General features: G+C 34.3%; 19 protein-coding genes. 15 read left to right on the plus strand and 4 right to left on the minus strand.

Annotation, left to right across the window (positions count from 1 at the left end):
* The 4 genes from AC0UBM_RS12590 to AC0UBM_RS12605 form a co-directional block, all read right to left on the minus strand.
* Nucleotides 1–285: a helix-turn-helix domain-containing protein gene (locus AC0UBM_RS12590; protein WP_475688825.1), complete on the minus strand. Its 285-nt coding sequence runs from the start codon at nucleotides 283–285 to the stop codon at nucleotides 1–3.
* A gap of 302 nt (nucleotides 286–587) precedes the next feature.
* Entirely contained in the window at nucleotides 588–1,424 is an 837-nt protein-coding gene (locus tag AC0UBM_RS12595) for an RteC domain-containing protein (RefSeq protein ID WP_475688826.1), read from the minus strand.
* 274 nt (nucleotides 1,425–1,698) lie between these two features.
* Nucleotides 1,699–2,616, minus strand: coding sequence for a helix-turn-helix transcriptional regulator (locus AC0UBM_RS12600; RefSeq protein WP_475688827.1), 918 nt, complete (start codon nucleotides 2,614–2,616; stop codon nucleotides 1,699–1,701).
* 11 nt (nucleotides 2,617–2,627) lie between these two features.
* Nucleotides 2,628–3,113, minus strand: coding sequence for an asparaginase domain-containing protein (locus tag AC0UBM_RS12605; protein ID WP_475688828.1), 486 nt, complete (start codon nucleotides 3,111–3,113; stop codon nucleotides 2,628–2,630).
* 659 nt (nucleotides 3,114–3,772) lie between these two features.
* Between AC0UBM_RS12605 and AC0UBM_RS12610 the strand changes: the two genes are divergently transcribed.
* The 15 genes from AC0UBM_RS12610 (at nucleotide 3,773) to AC0UBM_RS12680 (ending at nucleotide 20,573) form a co-directional block, all read left to right on the plus strand.
* Nucleotides 3,773–4,441: a response regulator transcription factor gene (locus tag AC0UBM_RS12610; protein ID WP_475688829.1), complete on the plus strand. Its 669-nt coding sequence runs from the start codon at nucleotides 3,773–3,775 to the stop codon at nucleotides 4,439–4,441.
* A 35-nt stretch (nucleotides 4,442–4,476) separates the two neighbouring features.
* Nucleotides 4,477–5,811 carry a sensor histidine kinase gene (locus AC0UBM_RS12615; protein ID WP_475688830.1) on the plus strand — a complete coding sequence of 445 codons (1,335 nt, stop codon included), beginning with the start codon at nucleotides 4,477–4,479 and terminating at the stop codon, nucleotides 5,809–5,811.
* Nucleotides 5,812–5,888: 77 nt separating this feature from the next.
* Nucleotides 5,889–6,356, plus strand: a complete 468-nt coding sequence (locus AC0UBM_RS12620) for a DUF2231 domain-containing protein (protein WP_475688831.1) — start codon at nucleotides 5,889–5,891, stop codon at nucleotides 6,354–6,356.
* 101 nt (nucleotides 6,357–6,457) lie between these two features.
* Nucleotides 6,458–7,156, plus strand: coding sequence for a rubrerythrin family protein (locus AC0UBM_RS12625; RefSeq protein ID WP_475688832.1), 699 nt, complete (start codon nucleotides 6,458–6,460; stop codon nucleotides 7,154–7,156).
* A gap of 385 nt (nucleotides 7,157–7,541) precedes the next feature.
* Nucleotides 7,542–11,879, plus strand: coding sequence for a CusA/CzcA family heavy metal efflux RND transporter (locus AC0UBM_RS12630; protein ID WP_475688833.1), 4,338 nt, complete (start codon nucleotides 7,542–7,544; stop codon nucleotides 11,877–11,879).
* A gap of 2 nt (nucleotides 11,880–11,881) precedes the next feature.
* Nucleotides 11,882–13,036 carry an efflux RND transporter periplasmic adaptor subunit gene (locus AC0UBM_RS12635; protein WP_475688834.1) on the plus strand — a complete coding sequence of 385 codons (1,155 nt, stop codon included), beginning with the start codon at nucleotides 11,882–11,884 and terminating at the stop codon, nucleotides 13,034–13,036.
* A gap of 1 nt (nucleotide 13,037) precedes the next feature.
* Nucleotides 13,038–13,754: a VIT1/CCC1 transporter family protein gene (locus tag AC0UBM_RS12640; protein ID WP_475688835.1), complete on the plus strand. Its 717-nt coding sequence runs from the start codon at nucleotides 13,038–13,040 to the stop codon at nucleotides 13,752–13,754.
* Nucleotides 13,755–13,769: 15 nt separating this feature from the next.
* Entirely contained in the window at nucleotides 13,770–14,258 is a 489-nt protein-coding gene (locus tag AC0UBM_RS12645) for a DUF2231 domain-containing protein (RefSeq protein WP_475688836.1), read from the plus strand.
* Entirely contained in the window at nucleotides 14,251–14,841 is a 591-nt protein-coding gene (locus AC0UBM_RS12650; protein ID WP_475688837.1) for an HD domain-containing protein, read from the plus strand. The genes AC0UBM_RS12645 and AC0UBM_RS12650 overlap by 8 nt, the downstream gene beginning before the upstream one ends.
* Nucleotides 14,834–15,526, plus strand: coding sequence for a Crp/Fnr family transcriptional regulator (locus tag AC0UBM_RS12655; RefSeq protein ID WP_475688838.1), 693 nt, complete (start codon nucleotides 14,834–14,836; stop codon nucleotides 15,524–15,526). The genes AC0UBM_RS12650 and AC0UBM_RS12655 overlap by 8 nt, the downstream gene beginning before the upstream one ends.
* Nucleotides 15,527–15,600: 74 nt before the next feature.
* Nucleotides 15,601–16,041, plus strand: a complete 441-nt coding sequence (locus AC0UBM_RS12660; RefSeq protein ID WP_475688839.1) for a thioredoxin family protein — start codon at nucleotides 15,601–15,603, stop codon at nucleotides 16,039–16,041.
* Between the two features lies 1 nt (nucleotide 16,042).
* Nucleotides 16,043–17,023 carry an FAD:protein FMN transferase gene (locus AC0UBM_RS12665; RefSeq protein ID WP_475688840.1) on the plus strand — a complete coding sequence of 327 codons (981 nt, stop codon included), beginning with the start codon at nucleotides 16,043–16,045 and terminating at the stop codon, nucleotides 17,021–17,023.
* Nucleotides 17,020–17,232 (plus strand): DUF4266 domain-containing protein, encoded by a 213-nt coding sequence (locus AC0UBM_RS12670; protein WP_475688841.1) that lies wholly within the window; start codon nucleotides 17,020–17,022, stop codon nucleotides 17,230–17,232. The genes AC0UBM_RS12665 and AC0UBM_RS12670 overlap by 4 nt, the downstream gene beginning before the upstream one ends.
* Before the next feature lie 34 nt (nucleotides 17,233–17,266).
* A complete protein-coding gene (locus AC0UBM_RS12675) occupies nucleotides 17,267–18,559 on the plus strand; it encodes a DUF3570 domain-containing protein (RefSeq protein WP_475688856.1) in 1,293 nt (430 codons plus the stop codon).
* A 100-nt stretch (nucleotides 18,560–18,659) separates the two neighbouring features.
* Nucleotides 18,660–20,573, plus strand: a complete 1,914-nt coding sequence (locus tag AC0UBM_RS12680) for a protein-disulfide reductase DsbD family protein (protein ID WP_475688842.1) — start codon at nucleotides 18,660–18,662, stop codon at nucleotides 20,571–20,573.
* Nucleotides 20,574–20,603 lie beyond the last annotated feature (30 nt).

A 20,603-nucleotide genomic window follows, 5' to 3' on the forward strand; every position in this document is an offset into this window, starting at 1 on the left:
TCAAGATTTTAAACTGTGATGCACACGGTTGGCTGTCATTATACTTTGTATTTCTTCGGCATCGTAATAGATGATACCACCTACTTTGGTATAGGGCAATGTGCCATTGATGCGAAGGTTTTGAAGAGTGCCTGGACTTACCTGAAGTAAATCCATAACCTCAGAAGATTTGAGGTATTTTTTGAGTTTTCCTGTTGCTTCTTTTGATAGTAGTTTTTTAATGTCATCGAGCAATTCTAATTTGAAGTCTCGAAGGTCGTCTGTTGTAATAATACTTGTCGGCATAATAGAACGGTTTTAATGGAAAAGGACTATCGCATTACTGTCAATTAATTTGATAGCCCCTAACCTGATTTGACTTTCGTTCTACAAATTTGAATAGGTTTAATGGATTTTATTCCCCAGTACAACCATACTACGGTCAAAATTTAACTTTTTGAAATTTGATGCTGTTTGGTTGATTTTGATGCGTGTAAGTACGCTTTTACAAAAGCAAAAAGAGCAAAATTCATTAAAAAATTGAATTACCGTAGGTCAACCGTAGTACGGTTATATTTCATCAGTAAAATAAGGGGTTGAAGAAAAAATCACACTTCACTTTTATCCATTTCTATGATTAATGATGTAGAAAGTTGGTCCAAAAAAAGCGTTCTGCTATTTTTTCTGTTTTTTATGTCCTGATAGGTCTTATAAATATCTTTTGGTTCAAAATCAAATAGCTGTTGTAGTTTTTTAGACACTTGCATTATGCTTTGATTGTCTTGTTTTCCCAAACCTTTTGCGCATAACGCATAAAGAATTTCAACGTAGTCTGTGTTTGAAAATGGCCAATGTATCTTTTCAAGCGGCTCGATTGTAGGTAATTTACCATTCAGGTTGTTTTTAATGCTACGCTTTTTCTCAGCCATATAATGTACCAATGAATAATAAGCTCTGTACTTACCAAGTAGCATATCCCTAGGTGTACAGAATTCGGGGTCTTGAAAGTAAAATTTTGAGGTAGTGATATGAAAAGTGTCTAGGTAATCTCTTGTATAATATTCCTTATCAAAATTAGTGGCGCCAGAATCTACATAGCGACCAAAATCTAAATTGTAAAGAAAAAAACGATTGAACTTATTGATTTTCTTCTTTATGGATTTTAATTGGTTTTCTTTATCAGCCTTTGGTAGCTGTATTTCAAAAGAGTAGATTTCTGTAAAGTAGATGAGTTTAATGAGCGGAACTTGCTTAACTTCTTTGAAGAATTGCACTTCGTCCTTGATTGTTTTGAATCCTTTTTTTAGAATTTCTTTTTTAAAAACCCATAACAGATTCCGGCAAACATTAATAGATTTTTGTGCTCTTTTTAAAATGTTCTGGTTTTGAATTTTTATATCATCCAGGTCCTTTAGTAGTTTTTTTGACAGTATTAATAAATCCATAAGTAGGCGAATTACAGGTGGAAATCATAGTATTTGGTTTTGGTTGATAAGCTTGAAAAATTACTTTCATAGTTCTGCCAAATTCCGATATATGAAAGTCTAATTTTTAGTTGTATTAGGTATATTACAGGAAGTATTGGAACTAATTGTAAAGTAGATTAAAATTGAAATAGACCAAAGAAAACTTACCGTATATACTTACGGAACAACCGTATTTTTGTACGGAATATTTTGAATTTCTAGTAAACATAGCGTTTTATAGACTACGGAATTTTTATTTAATTTTCTTTCTAAAACGGTGTAAAAATTCACGTCTGTTTTTAACACCTGTCTTTTTAAAAATGTTTGAGGCGTGTTTTGAGACGGTACTTTCAGCAATAAATAAATCTTTTGCGATATTTTTATAACTCAAATTGCCTAGTATAGATAGGGCAACTTCTATCTCTCGTCTGGTTAAATCTTCGTAAATAATTTTACATTCTAAAACGTCTTTCCTTTGCTTTTTCTGAAATGCAAATACTTCATACATTCTAGTATTATTTGCAATGAGATATAAATATCTATCTATTTCAATAGCAGTTATGGCGAAAAAGGCTGTATTCATCACACTAAAAGTAAACCATTGATAATCACCAATAGCTGTGCAGATTGGCAGTAATGCTACACACCCTACGGTAATCATAGATAACTTGTTGCGTCTTAAGATAAAGGCACTTGGATTGTTTGGATTAGAAATTCGTCTATAAAATATAATTAGAAAAATAATAACAGCTACCGAAATTGGAATTGTAAATAAGAGCCTTGCAGAGTTTAAAGAATTAGTAAAAAAGTAAGGAACTAAAAATAGTAGGATGTAGCTACTAGTGGTAAAAATAGCGAGATTACGGATAGAAGAATTGAATTTTAAAACGACAATATCATATTCTTTGTATAGGTAGTAAATTATAAAAACACATAACGTTATAGCTACGCCATATGTAATAATATACTGAAGAATAAATGGTCCAGGAAAATTATCATACGGTAGTAATCCACCAGTAAGATTGTAGGTAATAAATAAGATTCCAAGAATTACAAACCGCTTAAAACTAGTGCGTGCTTTTGTTTTTGAGAGGTAAAGTGTAAGCAATACTATGAGTATATCTATTAATAGATAGAAGAACGTTGTCCAATGTAATGATGTTCCAAACATTTATGTTAACACTATTCATTAGGCTCAAATTTGTTGGTTTCTAAGTTTTTTGAAACATTGTTCCAAATAAAAATTTCCCCGTTCATAGCAATATAAACGTCTGGTTTTAGAAATTGTATTGAGCTGATTGCATATCCTAAATTAAATGGGGCATCTGTTTTTTCAGATGACCCTAATATGAAAGACCCAACCAAAACGATGGTTTTTCCTAAGTTGAGTTTCCCTAAATATTTTGCGGTATCTTCCATAGTGAAAGTCCCGTGTGTTATCAATATTTTGTTTGCATTACTTTCCTTAATTCTGTTTTCTAGCAGATTCAAGTCTTTTATAGTAATGTCTCGACTATCTTTTTTAAAAACACTCTGAATAGTATATTCAAAATTTACATTAGCACTTTTAAGAAAATCTGAAATAGAGACATTCGTTTTTTTGATTCCCTTATCGCCCACGTAATCCAGTCCTTCTATAGTTCCGCCAGTAGTTAATATTGTAATCATTTCAATGTGCTTTTTGATGATATAAAAAACTAAACGTCTTCAATTAGTAAAGTTAATGTAAGTTTTATACTGTTAATCGATTCTCAATTATCTTAAGCAAATCTTAAGAAAACCTACATCTTAACTTAATTAAAAACGGTGTTTTTTGCTGACGTACTAATACTTACAAGTCTGTAGATTTTGTTCTAGTATTTAAGAAAATACTTAATGTGGTAAGATTTTAATGTGTGGAATATAGAGAATAAATAAAACACGTTTTTATGTCAAAAAAAAGGCGAAAAAAACTTTATAAAGGAAATAAAAAGGATAAAATTGTAAAAAGTAACATTACCAAAAAAGACAAGATAGTATGGATTATGGTACTTATCTTTTTTGTTTTGTTATTTAGTTCTATACTGTTTTTGAAATTCCTACAATACTTTATTTCTATTTAATTTATAATACATAATAAGATATAGTAGAAAGGTTTGATTTTTAGGTGTTGATGTGTTATTTAAAGTATTAATGTAGGCCAGAAGCTTTAGCTAGATATGGGAACTTATGAGGCGTAAACTAATTAATCTTAGCGAATAATATAGTCAGGTAATATTTGATAAAATTTAAGCCAATCTTAAGAAAGACCAAATCTTAACTTAATTAAAAATTGTAACTTTTGCGCTATGAGAATTTTAATTGTAGAAGATGAACCAGGTATATCTAACTTTCTTAAACAAGGTTTAGAGGAAGAGTCATACGCTGTGGACATCGCCGAAGAAGGTAAAAAAGGGCTTGAAATGGCACTTTTAGGAGAGTACGATTTATTGCTGTTAGACTGGATGGTTCCTGGCATAAGTGGTATCGAAATTTGTCGCCAATTCCGAAAAGATTTTAAAGACACACCTGTTATATTTTTAACAGCGAAAGACACCTTGGACGAAACCATTTTCGGACTTCAATCTGGTGCAAACGATTATATTAAAAAGCCTTTTCATTTTGAAGAACTTTTAGAACGCATCAAGGTACAACTACGTCCAAAATCTGGAGAACATTCCACTTTTAAACTAGGAGAAATAACACTTAACACATCAACACACCAAGTATTTAAAGCCGAAGAAGAAATAGCGTTAACCCAAAAAGAGTTTGCCTTATTAGAATATTTAATGCGTAACAAAGGATTAGTGTGCAGAAGGTCACGAATTATTGAAAGCGTATGGGACATTCACTTTGATTATAACACAGGCGTTATTGATGTATTTATAAATGCACTTCGTAAAAAACTGAAATTAGGAAAAGAAGACAATTACATCCAAACGGTTAGAGGTGTTGGTTACATTGCAAAGGAATTATGAATTTGAGTTTTAAAAATAGAATAGCGCTACATTATATGATTGCAACTGCAATCATTATGGCTGTTGCATTCACAGCGGTATATTTTGTAGTTAAAGGGGTGGTGTATCAAAATATAGATAACGACCTTTCTTTTGAAGCGGAAAAACATACCGAAGAAATAAAAGTTGTAGGCGACAGTATCAAAATAAAAAACAAAAAGGAATGGGAAGAACGTGAGCATAGAGAAGTTCAAGTAAACCCTGTTTTTATTCAGATTCTAGATAAGAACGGGACGTTTATGGACAAATCCCCAAACCTAAAAGAGAACCAGCTCGATTACAATGAAAATGCAAATTTTGGTGGAAGCTACAACGAAGTTCTCAACAATAAACCCATAAGACAAGTTCAGTTACCCATTGAAGAAAATGGAAAAATAAAAGGTTTTATAGTCGCTGCAATGTCATTAGAAGCATCACAAATGGTACTGCTGAACCTAAGGAACATTTTACTATTAGTGTATTTACTTCTTTTGGCGAGTCTTTATTTTATTTCTAAATTTATAGCTGGTAGAAGTATTATACCAGTCAAGAATGTTACCGAAACAACCAATAGAATTACACGTAACAATTTAAACGAACGTGTAGCATTACCGCAGAATAAGGATGAACTTTTTGATTTGTCATCCGGAATAAATGACCTGTTACAGCGTATCGAGAATGCTCTCGAAAGGGAACGTCAATTTACATCAGACGCCTCTCACGAATTGCGTACACCTTTAGCAACATTAAAAGGTACATTAGAAGTATTGATTCGTAAGCCAAGAGAACGAGCAGAATACGAGGATAAAATCAAATTTAGCCTAACGGAAATAGACAGAATGACTGCTACTTTAGAGCAGCTTTTGCTATTGGCAAGATTGGACACCAGCTCAAAAAATGCCGATGTAGCTTTAATACCCTTAGCAGCGTTAATCGACGAAATTCTTTCAAGGTATAAAAACAAAATATCGCAAAAGAAGCTGTCTATAAGTTTTAAAAATAATATTGAAAATGAAACCTTAGTAGCTCAATATTTCGGTAATCTTATATTTGAAAACATTATTAGTAATGCCATAAAATATGCCAATGATGCTACAACGGTTTATATTTCAATTACACAATCTGGCCCTAAAATAATCTGCCAAGTACAAGATGAAGGTATAGGCATAAAAAAAGAAGATTTGAATAACTTGTTCAATAATTTCTTCAGGTCAGATGCACTTAACCATAAGAATATTTCAGGCAATGGTTTAGGTCTTTCTATAGCCAAAAAAGCAGCTGACGCTATAAATGCTAAAATTGAAGTAGAAAGTGAATTTGGTTTAGGAACTACGTTTACTATTATCTTTTAAGCCAATCTTAAGTTTTACTTCAGACAAACTTTAAATGACTGAAATACATTTGTTGTGTAATTAAAAATCACATCAAAATGCTAACAGCACCACACATTCACGCAATGGTTATCCACTTCCCGATAGCCTTAATATTTGTTGGTTTCTTATCAGAAATCTTTGCGCTTTTTACTAAAAAACAATTTTTTAACAATGCTGCCTTTTATCTTTTGCTACTAGGTGCTTTAGGTGCTATTGTAGCATATATAAGTGGGAGTTATGCAGGCGACGGAATGACGGATGGAATTCTTCAAGCACCTATGGAGCTTCACGAAGAAGCCGCAACTATTACACTATGGCTGGCAATAATTACAGCTTTGTATAGAGTTGCTCTATATTATTTTAAATATAGCCAATCTTGGACAAAATGGGTAGGTATTATTCTTTTCACGGCTTTAACAGCCTCTGTTGCCAGAACTGGTTATTTAGGTGGTCAATTAGTATTTCAACACGGAGCAGGTATTGAATTGGCGCTACCAGATTTTGGAAGTGAATCAAGTGAGTAATATTACAATTTTAAGCAATTCTTAAGGAGTAGTAAAGAACAACCTCAAATTGTAAAAGTACATTTATACAAAAAATATATAACAAGTTAAAAACAGATATAATGAAAAAATCAGTAGTAATCGTAGTAACTGGAATGGCACTTTCAAGTATGCTTTTTCAATCTTGTAAAGATAAATCCGTAGATAAAATAGAAGTAAAATCATCTAAAGAAATTTCGGAAAAGGTTATGGACAAAACCGAAGACCCACAAACATTAACTATTCAGCATATGAAAGACGCATTTACGGGAGAAACAACAGCGAATGCCAAGTATGCCGCTTTTAGTAAAAAAGCAGAAGAGGAAGGCTACACACAAATTGCGATGCTTTTTAAAGCAGCATCAGGAGCAGAATTAATTCACGCTAACAATCACAAAGTGGTGTTACAAAGAATGGGAGAAGAAATCCCTACTGTTACACCAGAATTTACTGTGGGCAGTACAATAGAAAATTTGAAAAATGCCATTGAGGGAGAAAGCTACGAGTTCAATACTATGTATCCTAATTTTATTAAGGATGCCAACGCAGCTGGCAATTATATGGCACAGATAAGTTTAACGTATGCCTATAAAGTAGAGCAAAAGCATAGGGATTTTTATAAAACAGCCCTTAAAGCTTTAGAGGATGGAAATGTTAGTTCGTTGCCATCTGTTTATTACTTATGCCCAACTTGTGGAAACACCTATGCAACGACAGCACCTGCGCGTTGTGAAATATCTATGACTGACTCTAAATTATTTATAAAAGTCGATAAGTTATAAAGATTTTTTGATTGATGTTTAGTGTTGATTGATTGGCAAAGGCTCTGAGATTTTTTTCAGAGCTTTTGTTTTTTCTCTTCTCATAAATATTTAGCTAATCTTAAGACTGCACTAAGTTTGTCTTAATAATGTGATATTATATTTACATAAAAATTAGCATTAGTAAAAGGGTCACTATTGAAAAAGAAAAAAGATTCCCCCTTAACCTTTAGATAGTTTTGGTTAGTGTTTATTGGTTAATAGCTGCAAAGGTCTTGAGAACTCTCAAGGCCTTTGCTTTTTTAATAGGCATAAAACTTTCTTAAGCCAATCTTAAGAATTGCCTTAGAATACACTTAGATACCAATATTACATTTGACCATTATTTTTAATAAACCACCTTAAAATGTTAGAACGTATTATCCAGTACAGTATTCATCACAAACTTATTGTACTATTATTTACTGCCGGAATCGTAGGGTTTGGCTTGTATTCTCTTTCCAATATTCCTATTGGAGCGGTACCAGATGTGACCAATAATCAAGTACAGGTTATTACAACTTCAAGAAATTTAGCTACTGAAGATGTAGAGAAATTCTTAACCTACCCAGTAGAATTAGAAATGGCAAACTTGCCAGGTGTTAAAGAAATTCGTTCTATTTCTAAGTTTGGTTTATCTGTAGTTACCATTGTATTTGAAGATGAAATGGGAACTTATTTACCACGTCAGCTCATCGCTGAAAAAATAAAAAGTGCTGAAGAAAAAATTCCAGCAGGTTTTGGCAAACCTTTTATGGGTCCTGTTTCTACAGGTCTGGGCGAAATCTATCAATATGTTATTGATGTAGATGCCAAACACAAAGACCAATATTCACTATCAGATGTACGTACCATTCAAGATTGGGTGGTAAAACGTCAACTTTCAGGCATTCCTGGTGTTGTAGAAGTAAACACTTGGGGCGGCTATTTAAAAACGTATGAGGTTGCTGTAAACCCTGAGCGACTTCGTGCTATGGATGTTTCAATTTTTGATGTTTTTTCAGCTCTCGAAAAAAACAATAGCGTTGCTGGAGGTGGTTACATCGAAAAAATCAATGAAAGTTATTTTATTAGAGGGGAAGGTCTAGTAAGTTCAATAAAAGATGTTGAAGATATTGTAGTACTTACTAAAGGAGATGTGCCGGTTTATGTTCGGGATATTGCTTCTGTAGGCTTTGGTCACGCAAATCGTTTTGGAGCAATAACAGGAAATGGCGAAGGCGAGAAAGTACTTGGGCAAGTAATGATGCTTAAAGATGCCAATTCTAATGCGGTTATTGAAGCGGTAAAAGAACGTGTAGCAGAGATTCAATCTTCTTTACCACCAGGTGTTTCCATCAACCCTTTTTTAGAACGTAGTGAGCTTATTGCTAAGACAACATTTACCATTGCAGAAAACCTAATTTTAGGTTGTTTAATCGTAATTTTTGTAGTGGTATTGCTTTTAGGAAACTGGCGTTCTGGTTTGGTCGTAGCTTCTGTAATTCCTTTGTGTCTTCTATTTGCACTGTCGCTGATGTACATTTTTGGTGTAGATGCCAATTTAATGAGTTTGGGTGCAATTGACTTCGGAATTATAATTGATGGCGCTGTAATTATAGTCGAGTTCATCGCCTTTAAAATTACCAGTCAGCGAGCCAAATTATTGGCACTTCCTAAAAATGAAAGACAAGGTTTAATAGATACGATTACGTACCAAGGTGCTTCTAAAATGATGAATTCCGCAGTTTTCGGACAATTAATTATCATCATAGTTTTTATCCCAATTCTATCTTTAGTAGGTGTAGAAGGAAAAATGTTTCGCCCTATGGCATTGGTATTCTGTTTTGCCCTAATTGGTGCAATGGTATTCTGTTTTACCTACATACCAGTAATGGCATCTCTATTTATTAAACCTACAAATACGGAGAAAAGAACTATTTCATCTCGACTTATCGGCTTTTTAGAAAGAAAGTACCAACCCACTATATCTTGGGCATTGCGTAAAAAGAAATTAGTATTAAGTATGGCTGTCGGTTTGCTAATTCTTACAGGATTTTTATTCACTAGAATGGGTGGCGAGTTCGTGCCAACCCTAGATGAGGGCGATTTTGTAATTCAACCTGTGTTAAAAACAGGAACATCATTAAGTAAAACCATTGAAGCTACTACACAAATAGAAAAAATACTGAAGAAATTTCCAGAAGTAGAGCAAGTAGTGAGTAGAATTGGAGCTGCCGAAGTACCAACAGACCCAATGTCTATGGAAGAAAGTGATGTGATTATAAAACTGAAACCAAAAGGCGAATGGACATCTGCGGAATCTAAAGATGAACTGGCTGATAAATTTAAAGAAGCATTATCCAATGAAATCGCAGGTGTAGATTTTGAGTTTACCCAACCTATTGAAATGCGATTTAATGAATTGATTACTGGTGTTAGAGCAGATTTAGCAATTAAAGTTTTTGGAGAAGATTTAGACGTCTTGTACAGAAAAGCATTAGAAATAGAAAAAGCGATTCAGAATGTAGAAGGAGCTGCGGATATTTCAGTAGAAAAAACTGCTGGTCTGCCACAAATGTCAGTAAAATATGACCGACAAAAAATCGCTAAATACGGAATGAACATTGAAGACTTGAATAAAGTCATCACAATGGGCTTTGCAGGAATGCCAGCAGGAACAGTATTTGAAGGCGAAAAGCAATTCGATTTAATGATACGTTTTGATGATTCGCACAGAAAGAATATTGAAAATATAGAAACTGCATCGGTATCTCTACCTGATGGAACAAAATTACCACTTAGCGAATTTGCAACCATAAAGTACACCAAAGGACCAGCAAAAATTTCGCGAGACAATACCAAACGTAGAATTGTTGTGGGCGTAAATGTTCGTAATAGAGATTTAGAGTCTGTAGTTAAAGATGTGCAAGCAATCATTGAAAAAGATGTGAAGATACCATCAGGCTATTCTGTTAGCTACGGTGGTCAATTTGAAAATTTAAGAACTGCAACGGCACGATTAAAAGTAGCTGTGCCAATTGCATTGATACTGATTTTTGTTTTACTGTATTTCGCTTTCGATTCTGTAAAAGAAGCCTTAATGATTTATAGTGCAATTCCTTTGTCGGCTATTGGTGGTGTGATGCTGCTCTATATTCGAGATTTACCATTCAGTATTTCGGCAGGTGTTGGTTTTATTGCACTCTTTGGTATTGCAGTACTAAATGGTATTGTACTGATTGAAGAATTTAAAGAACTAAAAGCACACGGTATAAGCAATATCAACAAACGCATTCTAATGGGAACAAAAAACAGATTGCGCCCTGTATTGTTAACAGCAGCAGCAGCAGCTTTAGGCTTTTTGCCTATGGCAATTTCAACATCTGCCGGAGCAGAAGTACAGAGACCGTTAGCAACAGTGGTAGTTGGTGGTTTAATTACTGCAACAGTATTAACACTTGTAGTATTGCCAATTTTATATGCAATGTTCGACAGAAAAGGACATCATCCTAAAATAAAAACAAAAGTGAATTTTAAGGCTCTAAGCATTATACTTTTATTGTTTTTACCATTCTTTGGTAAGGCACAACAAAACCCAGTAAATGTTGAGCAGACTGTAAAAATGGCTATTGAAAATAATAATGGATTGCAAGCTTACGCGAAAAAGATTAATCAATCAGAACAGTTGGTAGGAAGTGCTTTTAATTTGGACAAAACACAAGTTTACTATAGCTATGACCAAAATAACATTGCCGAAAATGGTTTGCCATTAAAGGTGTTAGGCATTAGTCAATCACTTCAATTCCCAACAGTATATGGCGCACAGCGCAAAGTAGAAAAACAAAAAGTAGCATTAATAACGCAGCAGTATCGTCTAAATGAAAGAATATTGACTAAAGAGGTTAATTCAGCCTATTATAATGTAGTCTATAGCAATAATCTTGTGAGGCAATATGTCTATTTAGATAGCTTATATGGTCAATTTGCAAGAGCTGCTAAAAAGAGATACGATGTAGGGGAAACTAATTTATTAGAAAAACTAACGGCTGAAACCAAGCAAAAAGAAATCGCTATCGCACTTTCTCAAGCACGCGAAGACGTTTCTAAAGCCTACACAATGTTAAATCAATGGGTACAGACCGATTCAACAATTACGGTTTCAGAAGATGTGTTACCAAGACTGGAATTAAAAGAATTCAGTCTAACAGATCATCCTGGACTAATGTATTATAATTCAGCAGAAAACTTAGCTAAATCTTCTCTTTCATTAGAGCGACAAAAGCTTTTACCTGATTTACAATTATCAGTATTTCAAGGCACAAACAATGGTGTAGCTGCAAGAAATTATAATGGATTTCAAGTAGGTATTGCAGTACCATTATGGTTTGGAGCACATAAATCAAAAATCAATGCAGCTAAGACAGAAACATTGATTATTGCTAATGAATTTGAAAACTATAAAATTCAATTACAATCAAAATACGACGCCTTGCTTTCTGATTTAAAAAAGTTTCAAGAAACAGTTGATTATTATCAAAGTACAGGAAGAGATCTTTCAAAAGAATTAACAATAAACGCCTCAAAAGCATTCAAAAGTGGCGAGATAGATTTCTTGCAATACGTTCAGCTTTTGGAAAGTTCAAAAAATATTCAAATCAACTATTTGCAAAATTTAAATCAGTACAACAATACTGTTTTAGAATTAAACTATTTAACCAATTAATAATGAAAAATACACGAAACAATTTATACTTCAAGGGTCTTTTATTGCTCGCAATAATAACTTTAGCTTCCTGTAACTCAAACGGAAAATCTGAAGTTGCTACTATAGATGCAACTGAAACAGCAGAAGATGTGGATATGCTAACTATTACAGAAAATCAGTTTTCATCTGGCAATATGGAGGTTGGTAAAATAACCACACAACCGTTTAATACTGTTGTAAAAGCGAATGGTATGTTTGCTGTTCCACCAGAAAACCAAGCAGATGTAAGTGCGTATTTTGCAGGTTATGTAAAAAATATCAGCCTGTTACCAGGCGATGCGGTTAAAAAAGGACAAACCTTATTTACTATTGAAAATCCTGAATACGTGCAAGTGCAACAAGACTTTTTAGAAGCTAAAGGACGTTTGAATTATTTAAAATCTGACTATGAGCGTCAAAAGGAGTTGGTGGCAGATAATGTGACGTCTAAAAAGAACTTCCTAAAGGCAGAATCAGAATATACTGTGACATTGGCGCAATACCAATCACTCAAAAAGAGGTTGAGTTTAATGAACATCAATGCTAACACGTTAACAGGAGAAAATATTCGTTCAGTCATCAGCGTGCCCTCACCTTTATCGGGTTATGCGACAACAATTAATGCAACAACAGGAATGTACTTAAATCCTTCAGATGTTGCTGTAACGGTTACCAATACAGATAATTTACACATAGAGTTGAAGATTTTTGAAAAAGACCTTCCTATGGTAAAAGAAGGACAACCTATTAATGTGCGATTACAAAACGATTTAAATAAAGTGTATCAAGGCAAAGTACATTTAGTTAATAAAGCGATAAATACCCAAGACAGAACGGTGGATATTCACGGCGATTTAGTGAATGAGGCGGAAGCAAAATTATTTGCACCAGGAATGTACATTGAAGCAGAAATATTAACGACCACTAAAGAACATCCTGCACTTCCTGTTGAAGCTGTTGCTAATATAGATAATGATTACTTTGTTTTGGTTAAAGAAAATGAAACAAATTTCAGAAGAGTATTGGTTAAAATAGGAGCAACTAATAATGGATTTATTCAAATATTAAATGCTGATAGTTTTACACCCAACACCGAGTTTTTAACCAAAGGCGCCTTTAATCTAATAACTGAATAAAATGGAAGAAAAGACTAAAGAAATGGACAATTATTTAGACAACCATTACATTCATAGAAGTAATTGGTTAAGAGCAGCAGTACTTGGTGCTAACGACGGTATTCTATCAACAGCCAGTATTGCTATAGGTGTTGCGGCTGCAAGTGCTGCACGAGAACCTGTGATTTTAGCAACATTGGCAGGTCTTGTTGCTGGTGCTTTGTCAATGGCAGCAGGAGAATACGTTTCCGTGAGTTCACAAACCGATGTGGAAAAGGCAGACATTGAACGCGAAAAACAAGAATTAAGCGAAATGCCCGAAATTGAATTACAACGCCTTGCAGAAATTTATGAAAAAAGAGGTTTGAAAAAAGAAACAGCTTTAACCGTAGCTAAAGAATTAACAGAACACGATGCTTTGGGTGCACACATTAGAGATGAATTGGGAATAAATGAAATTAGCCAAGCCAAACCTATTCAAGCGGCTTTTGCATCTGGGGCGGCATTTACCGTAGGTGGATTACTTCCTTTTTTGGTAACACTTTTTCTGCCTTTAAATAGTATGGAATATTCTCTTTATGGTTTTGCACTTTTCTTCTTGATAATTCTGGGAGCACTAGCTGCTAAAACAGGCGGTTCAAGTATCGTTAAAGCCATTGCTCGTATCACGTTTTGGGGAACAGTTGCAATGGGTCTAACTGCATTGGTCGGTTACTTGTTTAATGTAAATATTGCTTAAATAGAAAATAAAATTATGAACGACGCACATCTTCATTTGGTAGTAAATCATTTACCTATAGTAGGCGTATTGATTGGTTTTTTAGTGTTGTTAGCAGGTTTAATTATGAAAAAACCGCAAATCAAAAATACAGCATTAGGTATTTTTATTTTTTCTGCATTAACAGCTATTGCAGCTTTTTTAACAGGTGAAGGTGCTGAAGAAATAGTTGAGAATTTACCTGGAATTAGTGAAACACTAATCCATAAACACGAAGATTATGCAGAATTGTTTCTTACGATGATGCTGATTTTAGGAGGCGTATCGCTAATAACCTTGTTTTTACAATACAAAAAGTTGCCATTCTCAAAATATGGATTTGTACTCATTTTACTGCTTTCTATGGTAACAATGGGAATTGCTAAATACGTTGGGACAAGTGGCGGAGAAATAACACACATAGAGATTAGAAGCGATGCAAATGTTATTCAATTAGATGGAAACCAGGACCACAACGATGATTAGTAGCGTTGCTACATATTGTAAAGATTTATTGACGACTTCAAAATGTTCGGCATTGCCTTTTCATAATCTTCAACATACCAAGGAAGTGGTGCAGAATGTAAAATACTTATGCGCTGCTATGGATATTAATAAGCAAAATACAGAGATTCTTGTCGTTGCAGCGTGGTTTCACGATACAGGATTCTCAACCACCTACAAAGGTCACGAGGATGAAAGTAAATTGATAGCCACCCATTTTTTAAAAAAAGAAAAAGTTAGTAAAGATTTTATAGAAAAAGTCAATAATTGTATCGATGCCACTAAAATGCCACAATGTCCAACCACAGCTTTGGCCGAAGTGCTTTGCGATGCCGATATTTTTCACATCAGCAATTCGCATTTCTTTTACAGAAAATTATTGCTTCGTAGAGAATGGGAGTTATTCTGTGATATTAAAACAACAAATAAAGAATGGCATTTATTGAATCTCAAATTTTTAAAAGAGCATCACTTTAGAAGTGATTATGGAAAGCAAACTTTAGAAATCGGCAAGCAGGAAAATCTTCATAAAGTTGAAAACATTTTAAACTATTTTAATGAATAATAATTTTCCATACTCAAAATACAATTTTAATAATCAAGATTTATTATCTGGGTTAACAACAGCTGAATGCGAGAGACTCACAGCTAATAAAGAAATACTGAACTTTAAGGCAGGCACGCAGATATTTAAAGAAGGTACAGAGCCTAAAGGTATTTATAGAGTACCATCAGGAAAAGTAAAGAAATATACTGCTACCAATTTTGGTACAGATCATATATTTTATATCTGTGGAGAAAACGAATATCTTGGGTATCACGCTATTCTAAGTGAAGAAGAGTATCCAGACTCTGCAACTGCATTATTAGATTGTGAAGTAGCATTTATTCCTAAAAATGATTTTTTAAACGTAGTAAGTACATCTCACCTATTATCGCAACGCTTGCTAAAGAATTTAAGCCACGAATTTGGAGTTTTTCTAAATGCAACTAAAATATTAGCACGTTACACGGTTAGAGAACGCACGGCAATAAATCTATTGATTTTACAAAGAAAATTCAGCGTTAAAGAGAGTCTTAAAGAAATTGAAATGAATAGAGATGATCTCGCGAGTATGGTGGGTACTGCTAAAGAGTCCTTGGTACGAATGTTGAAAGATTTTAAAGAAGAAAAGCTTATTTCTACTAAGGGTAGAATCATTTTTATTGAAGACCTTGAAGGGCTTGTAAAAGCAAGTAATTATAAATAAAATTGATAAATGTCAATGTAAGAATAAATAGCTTTTAACGTTAAACTAAATACCTTTACAGATTATAAATTATTATGAAAAAAAACATTTTTACATTACTTGTGCTACTATTAACTATTAGCGGAGTAACCGCTCAAGAATGGCATACGGATTTTGCAAAAGCAAAGAAAACAGCAACCGAAGAAAATAAACCTATAATTCTTGTTTTTCAAGGATCAGACTGGTGTGCGCCTTGTATAAAATTAGATCGTGAAATTTGGAGCACAGAAGCTTTTAAAAAGTACGCAACAAAAAACTATGTAATGCTTCAAGCAGACTTCCCAAGAAAAAAGAAAAACGCATTGAGTGAATCTCAAACTGCAGCAAATGCAAAATTGGCAGAGGCCTATAACAAAAATGGGATTTTTCCTTTCGTAGTTATACTTGACGCTAACGGAAAAGTATTAGGAGAAACGAGTTATAAAAAGACGACGCCAGAAAATTATATTAAAGAGTTAAACGCATTTACCAAATAATTTGAAGACACTTTTTTCCATTATAATTATTTGGGCTACACTAGCCTGTTCCGCACAGCAACCCTATAAGCGTACCCTTAAATTAATGGGCAGTCGTTTTGATGTAACCGTAGTTGCCAACGATTCTATTGAAGGAAACAATTATATAGATACCGCTGTTGGAGAAATTACCAGAATTGAAAAACTCATTTCGTCTTGGGATGCAAATTCGCAAACTTCAGAAATTAATAGAAATGCAGGAATAAAACCTGTTACAGTAGATGCAGAACTTTTTCAGTTAATAGAAAGAGCCATTGGTATTTCAAAATTAACCGACGGTGCTTTTGATATTAGTTATGCGTCAATGGATAGGATTTGGCAGTTTGATGGTAGTATGACAGAAATGCCTTCCGAAGAAGAAATTAAAGCTTCGGTATCAAAAGTCGGTTTTCAAAATATTATTCTTGATAAAGCAAAAAGCACGGTCTTTTTGAAGTTGGAAGGAATGAAAATAGGTTTCGGTGCTATCGGTAAAGGCTATGCAGCAGACAAGGCCAAAGACTTGCTAATTTCAAAAGGAGTGCCTTCGGGAATTATAAACGCTTCTGGCGATATGAATACCTGGGGTAAACAACCCAACGGTAAAGAATGGAAAGTAGCCATTACCAACCCTATGGACAAGAATAAGGTTTTTGCGTTGTTACCTATCACAAACGGAGCAGTCGTAACCTCTGGTAATTATGAAAAGTTTGTCAATTTTAATGGCAAACGATATACACATATTATAGACCCAAGAACAGGATATCCGTCTAGCGGAATTATAAGCGTAACGGTTTTTGCACCCAAGGCAGAACTGGCAGATGCACTTGCCACTTCGGTATTTGTAATGGGAAAAGAAGCAGGTTTAGACCGAATTAACCAATTGCCAAAAATAGAATGTATCATCATCGATGATAAAGGAAATATCACAAAATCAAAGAACATAGAAATAGATAAACTATGATGAAGAAAATAATAATGCTCACTATGATTACGTGCCTCTTTAGCAGTTGCGTAGTGGTTAAGGAATATGAGAAGGTTAATATAAATGACCCAGATATGGCACTCGCAGATAAGAAATGTGACCGTAATGTAACAACTGCACATTCTTATAGAGAAGCTGCCGTTGGGGCAAACGGAGGAAAAACTGGAGGAGGCTGCGGCTGTAATTAAATCAAAATTTCAATTGAAAAAATTTATTCTTTTTATGTGTGTATTCGCTTTTGCGAAAGCGTACTCTCAAACTAGTCAAGACTCAACCAAAGTCTATAAAAAACGTGTATTAGAAACTGTTGAAGTAGATTTTTTATCAAGCTATTATAGTCAAGATGGAGATAACGCAGCGGTAAGCGGTGGTATCGGGACTGAAGAATTGACTGATGTTACAGGGACATTTGTAGTCTCTATTCCTTTAAATGATGATGATGTATTAACAATTGATGCAGGTGTATCGGCATACACCTCTGCTTCATCAAGTAATGTGGGGCCTTTTGATGATGGTCCTGCAGACCCTTTTCAAGCGTCATCAGGTGCATCAAGTAGTGACTTGTGGGCGAATGTAACAGGAAGTTACAGTCATAGTTCTGACGACCGAAACGATATTTGGTCTGCCAAATTATCGGTATCCACTGAATACGATTACTTTTCGGTAGGTGTCGGGGGTAGTTATACCAAACTTTTTAACGAAAAAAACACTGAAGTTAGTGTAAACGGGAATGTATATATAGATACCTGGAACGCTATTTATCCTACAGAATTGAGGCCGTTTGGCGAAGGAGGAAATGGTTTAAGTAACAGATTATTTACTCAAAACACGATTACTGGAAATACAAATTACGCACCGATTTTTACTGAGTTTGCAGATGAAGGGCGTAATTCCTATTCCTTAGGCTTTGGTTTCTCGCAAATTTTACATAAAAATGTACAAGGTTCATTGGCGTTAGATTTTGTGCAACAACAAGGGTTGTTGTCTACACCATTTCAACGCGTCTATTTTGGAGATGTTGCAGACTCTTTTATTGAGAATTTTCAACTAGCAGATGCTATTGAACGCTTACCAGATTCTCGATTTAAAGTGGCAGCAGGTGGTCGCTTAAACTGGTATCTCAATGAAACCTTTACAGTACGTACTTTTTACCGCTATTATTATGATGATTGGGGAATTACATCGCATACCGCAAGTATAGAAGTGCCTATTAAGATAACAGATAAGTTTACGCTTTATCCTTCGTACCGATTCTATAATCAAACCGCAGCAGATTACTTTAGGCCTTATGAAGAAGCATTATCCACAGATGAGTTTTACACTTCAGATTATGACTTATCTGAGTACAGTGCAAATCAATTTGGCTTTGGAGTTTCTTACACAGACATTTTTGCGAAAGCGCACATCTGGAAATTGGGCTTAAAAAGTATAGACCTTAAATTCTATCAGTACGATAGAGATACAACGTTTAGCTCTAGCATCATTACCGCTGGATTTAAATTTGTGATGGACTAATTCAAAACCTCTTATTAAACTAATCTTGTTCTACTTTAACAGTAGGACAAGACCTTTACAGACTAATATAAAAAATTTAATTGTAGCTTTTGTCCTTTTTTTGAGCGGAATAAGCACGGCTCAACAAGGCGTTATAGATCCTGTAACCTGGGAATCTACTATTACTAAAATTTCAGACTCCGAGTACGATGTAATACTCACAGGATCAATTGATGACAAGTGGCACGTTTTTTCTCAATTTACAAGTGAAGATGGCTCATTGCCGTCTGTTCTTAGCTTTGAGCAATCAGAAGGCAACTATGAGCTACTGGGCAAAACAAAAGAGAGTGAAACTTTAAAAGCATACAATGATGTTTTTGAAGTAGAAGAAACTTATTTTCTTAAAAAAGCTCAGTTTACACAACGTATTAAAGTCTTAAATAAAGATATAAAGCAAATAACTATAAACTTAGACTATCAGGTTTGTAAAGAAGTTTGCATTAATAAAGAAGAGCAGTTTGTAATTAATCTTGATGGTAGTAAAGCAACGCTTGACAATGTGGTTTTAGATGAAAAAAGCAAAACACTTTCTAATAGCTTACTACTCGATTTAAAACATAAAGAACGCTTATTATCAGACTCAGAAGAGCTTACCTCAGACGGGAATTTGTGGAAGATTTTTGTTCTTGGTTTCTTGGGAGGTCTTGTTGCGTTACTTACACCTTGTGTATTCCCGATGATACCGCTTACAGTTTCATTTTTTACAAAGCAGTCAGGGAATAAAGCAAAAGGGGTTAGAAACGCCATTCTATATGGAGCCTTTATTGTTATTATTTATGTAATGCTTAGTATTCCTTTCCACTTTTTAGACTCTGTAGATCCAGAGATTTTAAATACCATTTCGACTAACATCTGGTTGAATGTTATCTTCTTTGTGATTTTTATATTCTTTGCTTTTTCATTCTTTGGCTATTACGAATTAACATTGCCTAGTTCCTGGTCAAATAAAATGGATTCCGCTTCTAGTGCTGGTGGTCTAATAGGAATCTTCTTTATGGCGGTAACACTCGCTTTGGTTTCTTTCTCGTGTACAGGACCCATTTTAGGCTCGCTATTGGCAGGTTCGCTAACTAGTGCTGGTGGTGCGTTTCAACTTACCGCAGGAATGACTGGATTTGGTGCTGCACTTGCGCTACCATTTGCACTATTTGCCTTGTTTCCTAACTTGTTGAAATCCTTACCAAAATCTGGCGGATGGTTAACCACAGTAAAAGTGTTATTAGGTTTTGTGGAGCTAGCATTGGCCTTTAAATTCTTATCAAATGCGGATTTGGTAGCACATTGGGGAATTCTTAAACGAGAAGTTTTCATAGGTATTTGGATGGTCATATTCCTGTTAATGGCATTATACTTCTTTGGTGTTATTCGCTTTCCACACGATGGCAAAAAGAAATTGAGTTTCCCAAAAATTTCATTTGCCATATTAGTGGTTGCGTTTGTCATTTATCTAGGAACGGGACTTACTAAAAATTCACACCTAAAATTGTTGGCAGGGTTTCCGCCACCTACATTTTACAGCCTATATGAACAAGAATCAGATTGTCCGTTAGGATTAGACTGCTTTAAAGATTTTGATGAAGGTATCGCTTTCGCGAAAGCAAACAACAAACCCATATTATTAGACTTTACTGGTTGGGCTTGTGTAAACTGTCGAAAGATGGAAGAAAATGTGTGGAGTGATCCAAAAGTATATCAGATTTTAAAAGATGAATACGTACTTATATCCTTGTACATAGATGATAGGAAAGAATTGCCAAAAGAAGCTCAATTTAGAATGAAGCTCAATGAAAATCATTTAAAAGATATAGAAACCATTGGAGACAAATGGTCAACGTTTCAATACCTAAATTTTCAAACTGCATCGCAACCATTTTATGTAACAATGACCTCTGACTTAGAAATTTTAAACGAAGCGAAACAGTATGCTGGGATTGATGAGTATTATGAGTGGTTAAAGGTTGGTGTTAGGAAGTAGAATTTTGTTTGCTTTTGTTATTTTAAGTTG

The sequence above is a fragment of the Formosa sp. F44 genome (genome assembly GCF_056238645.1).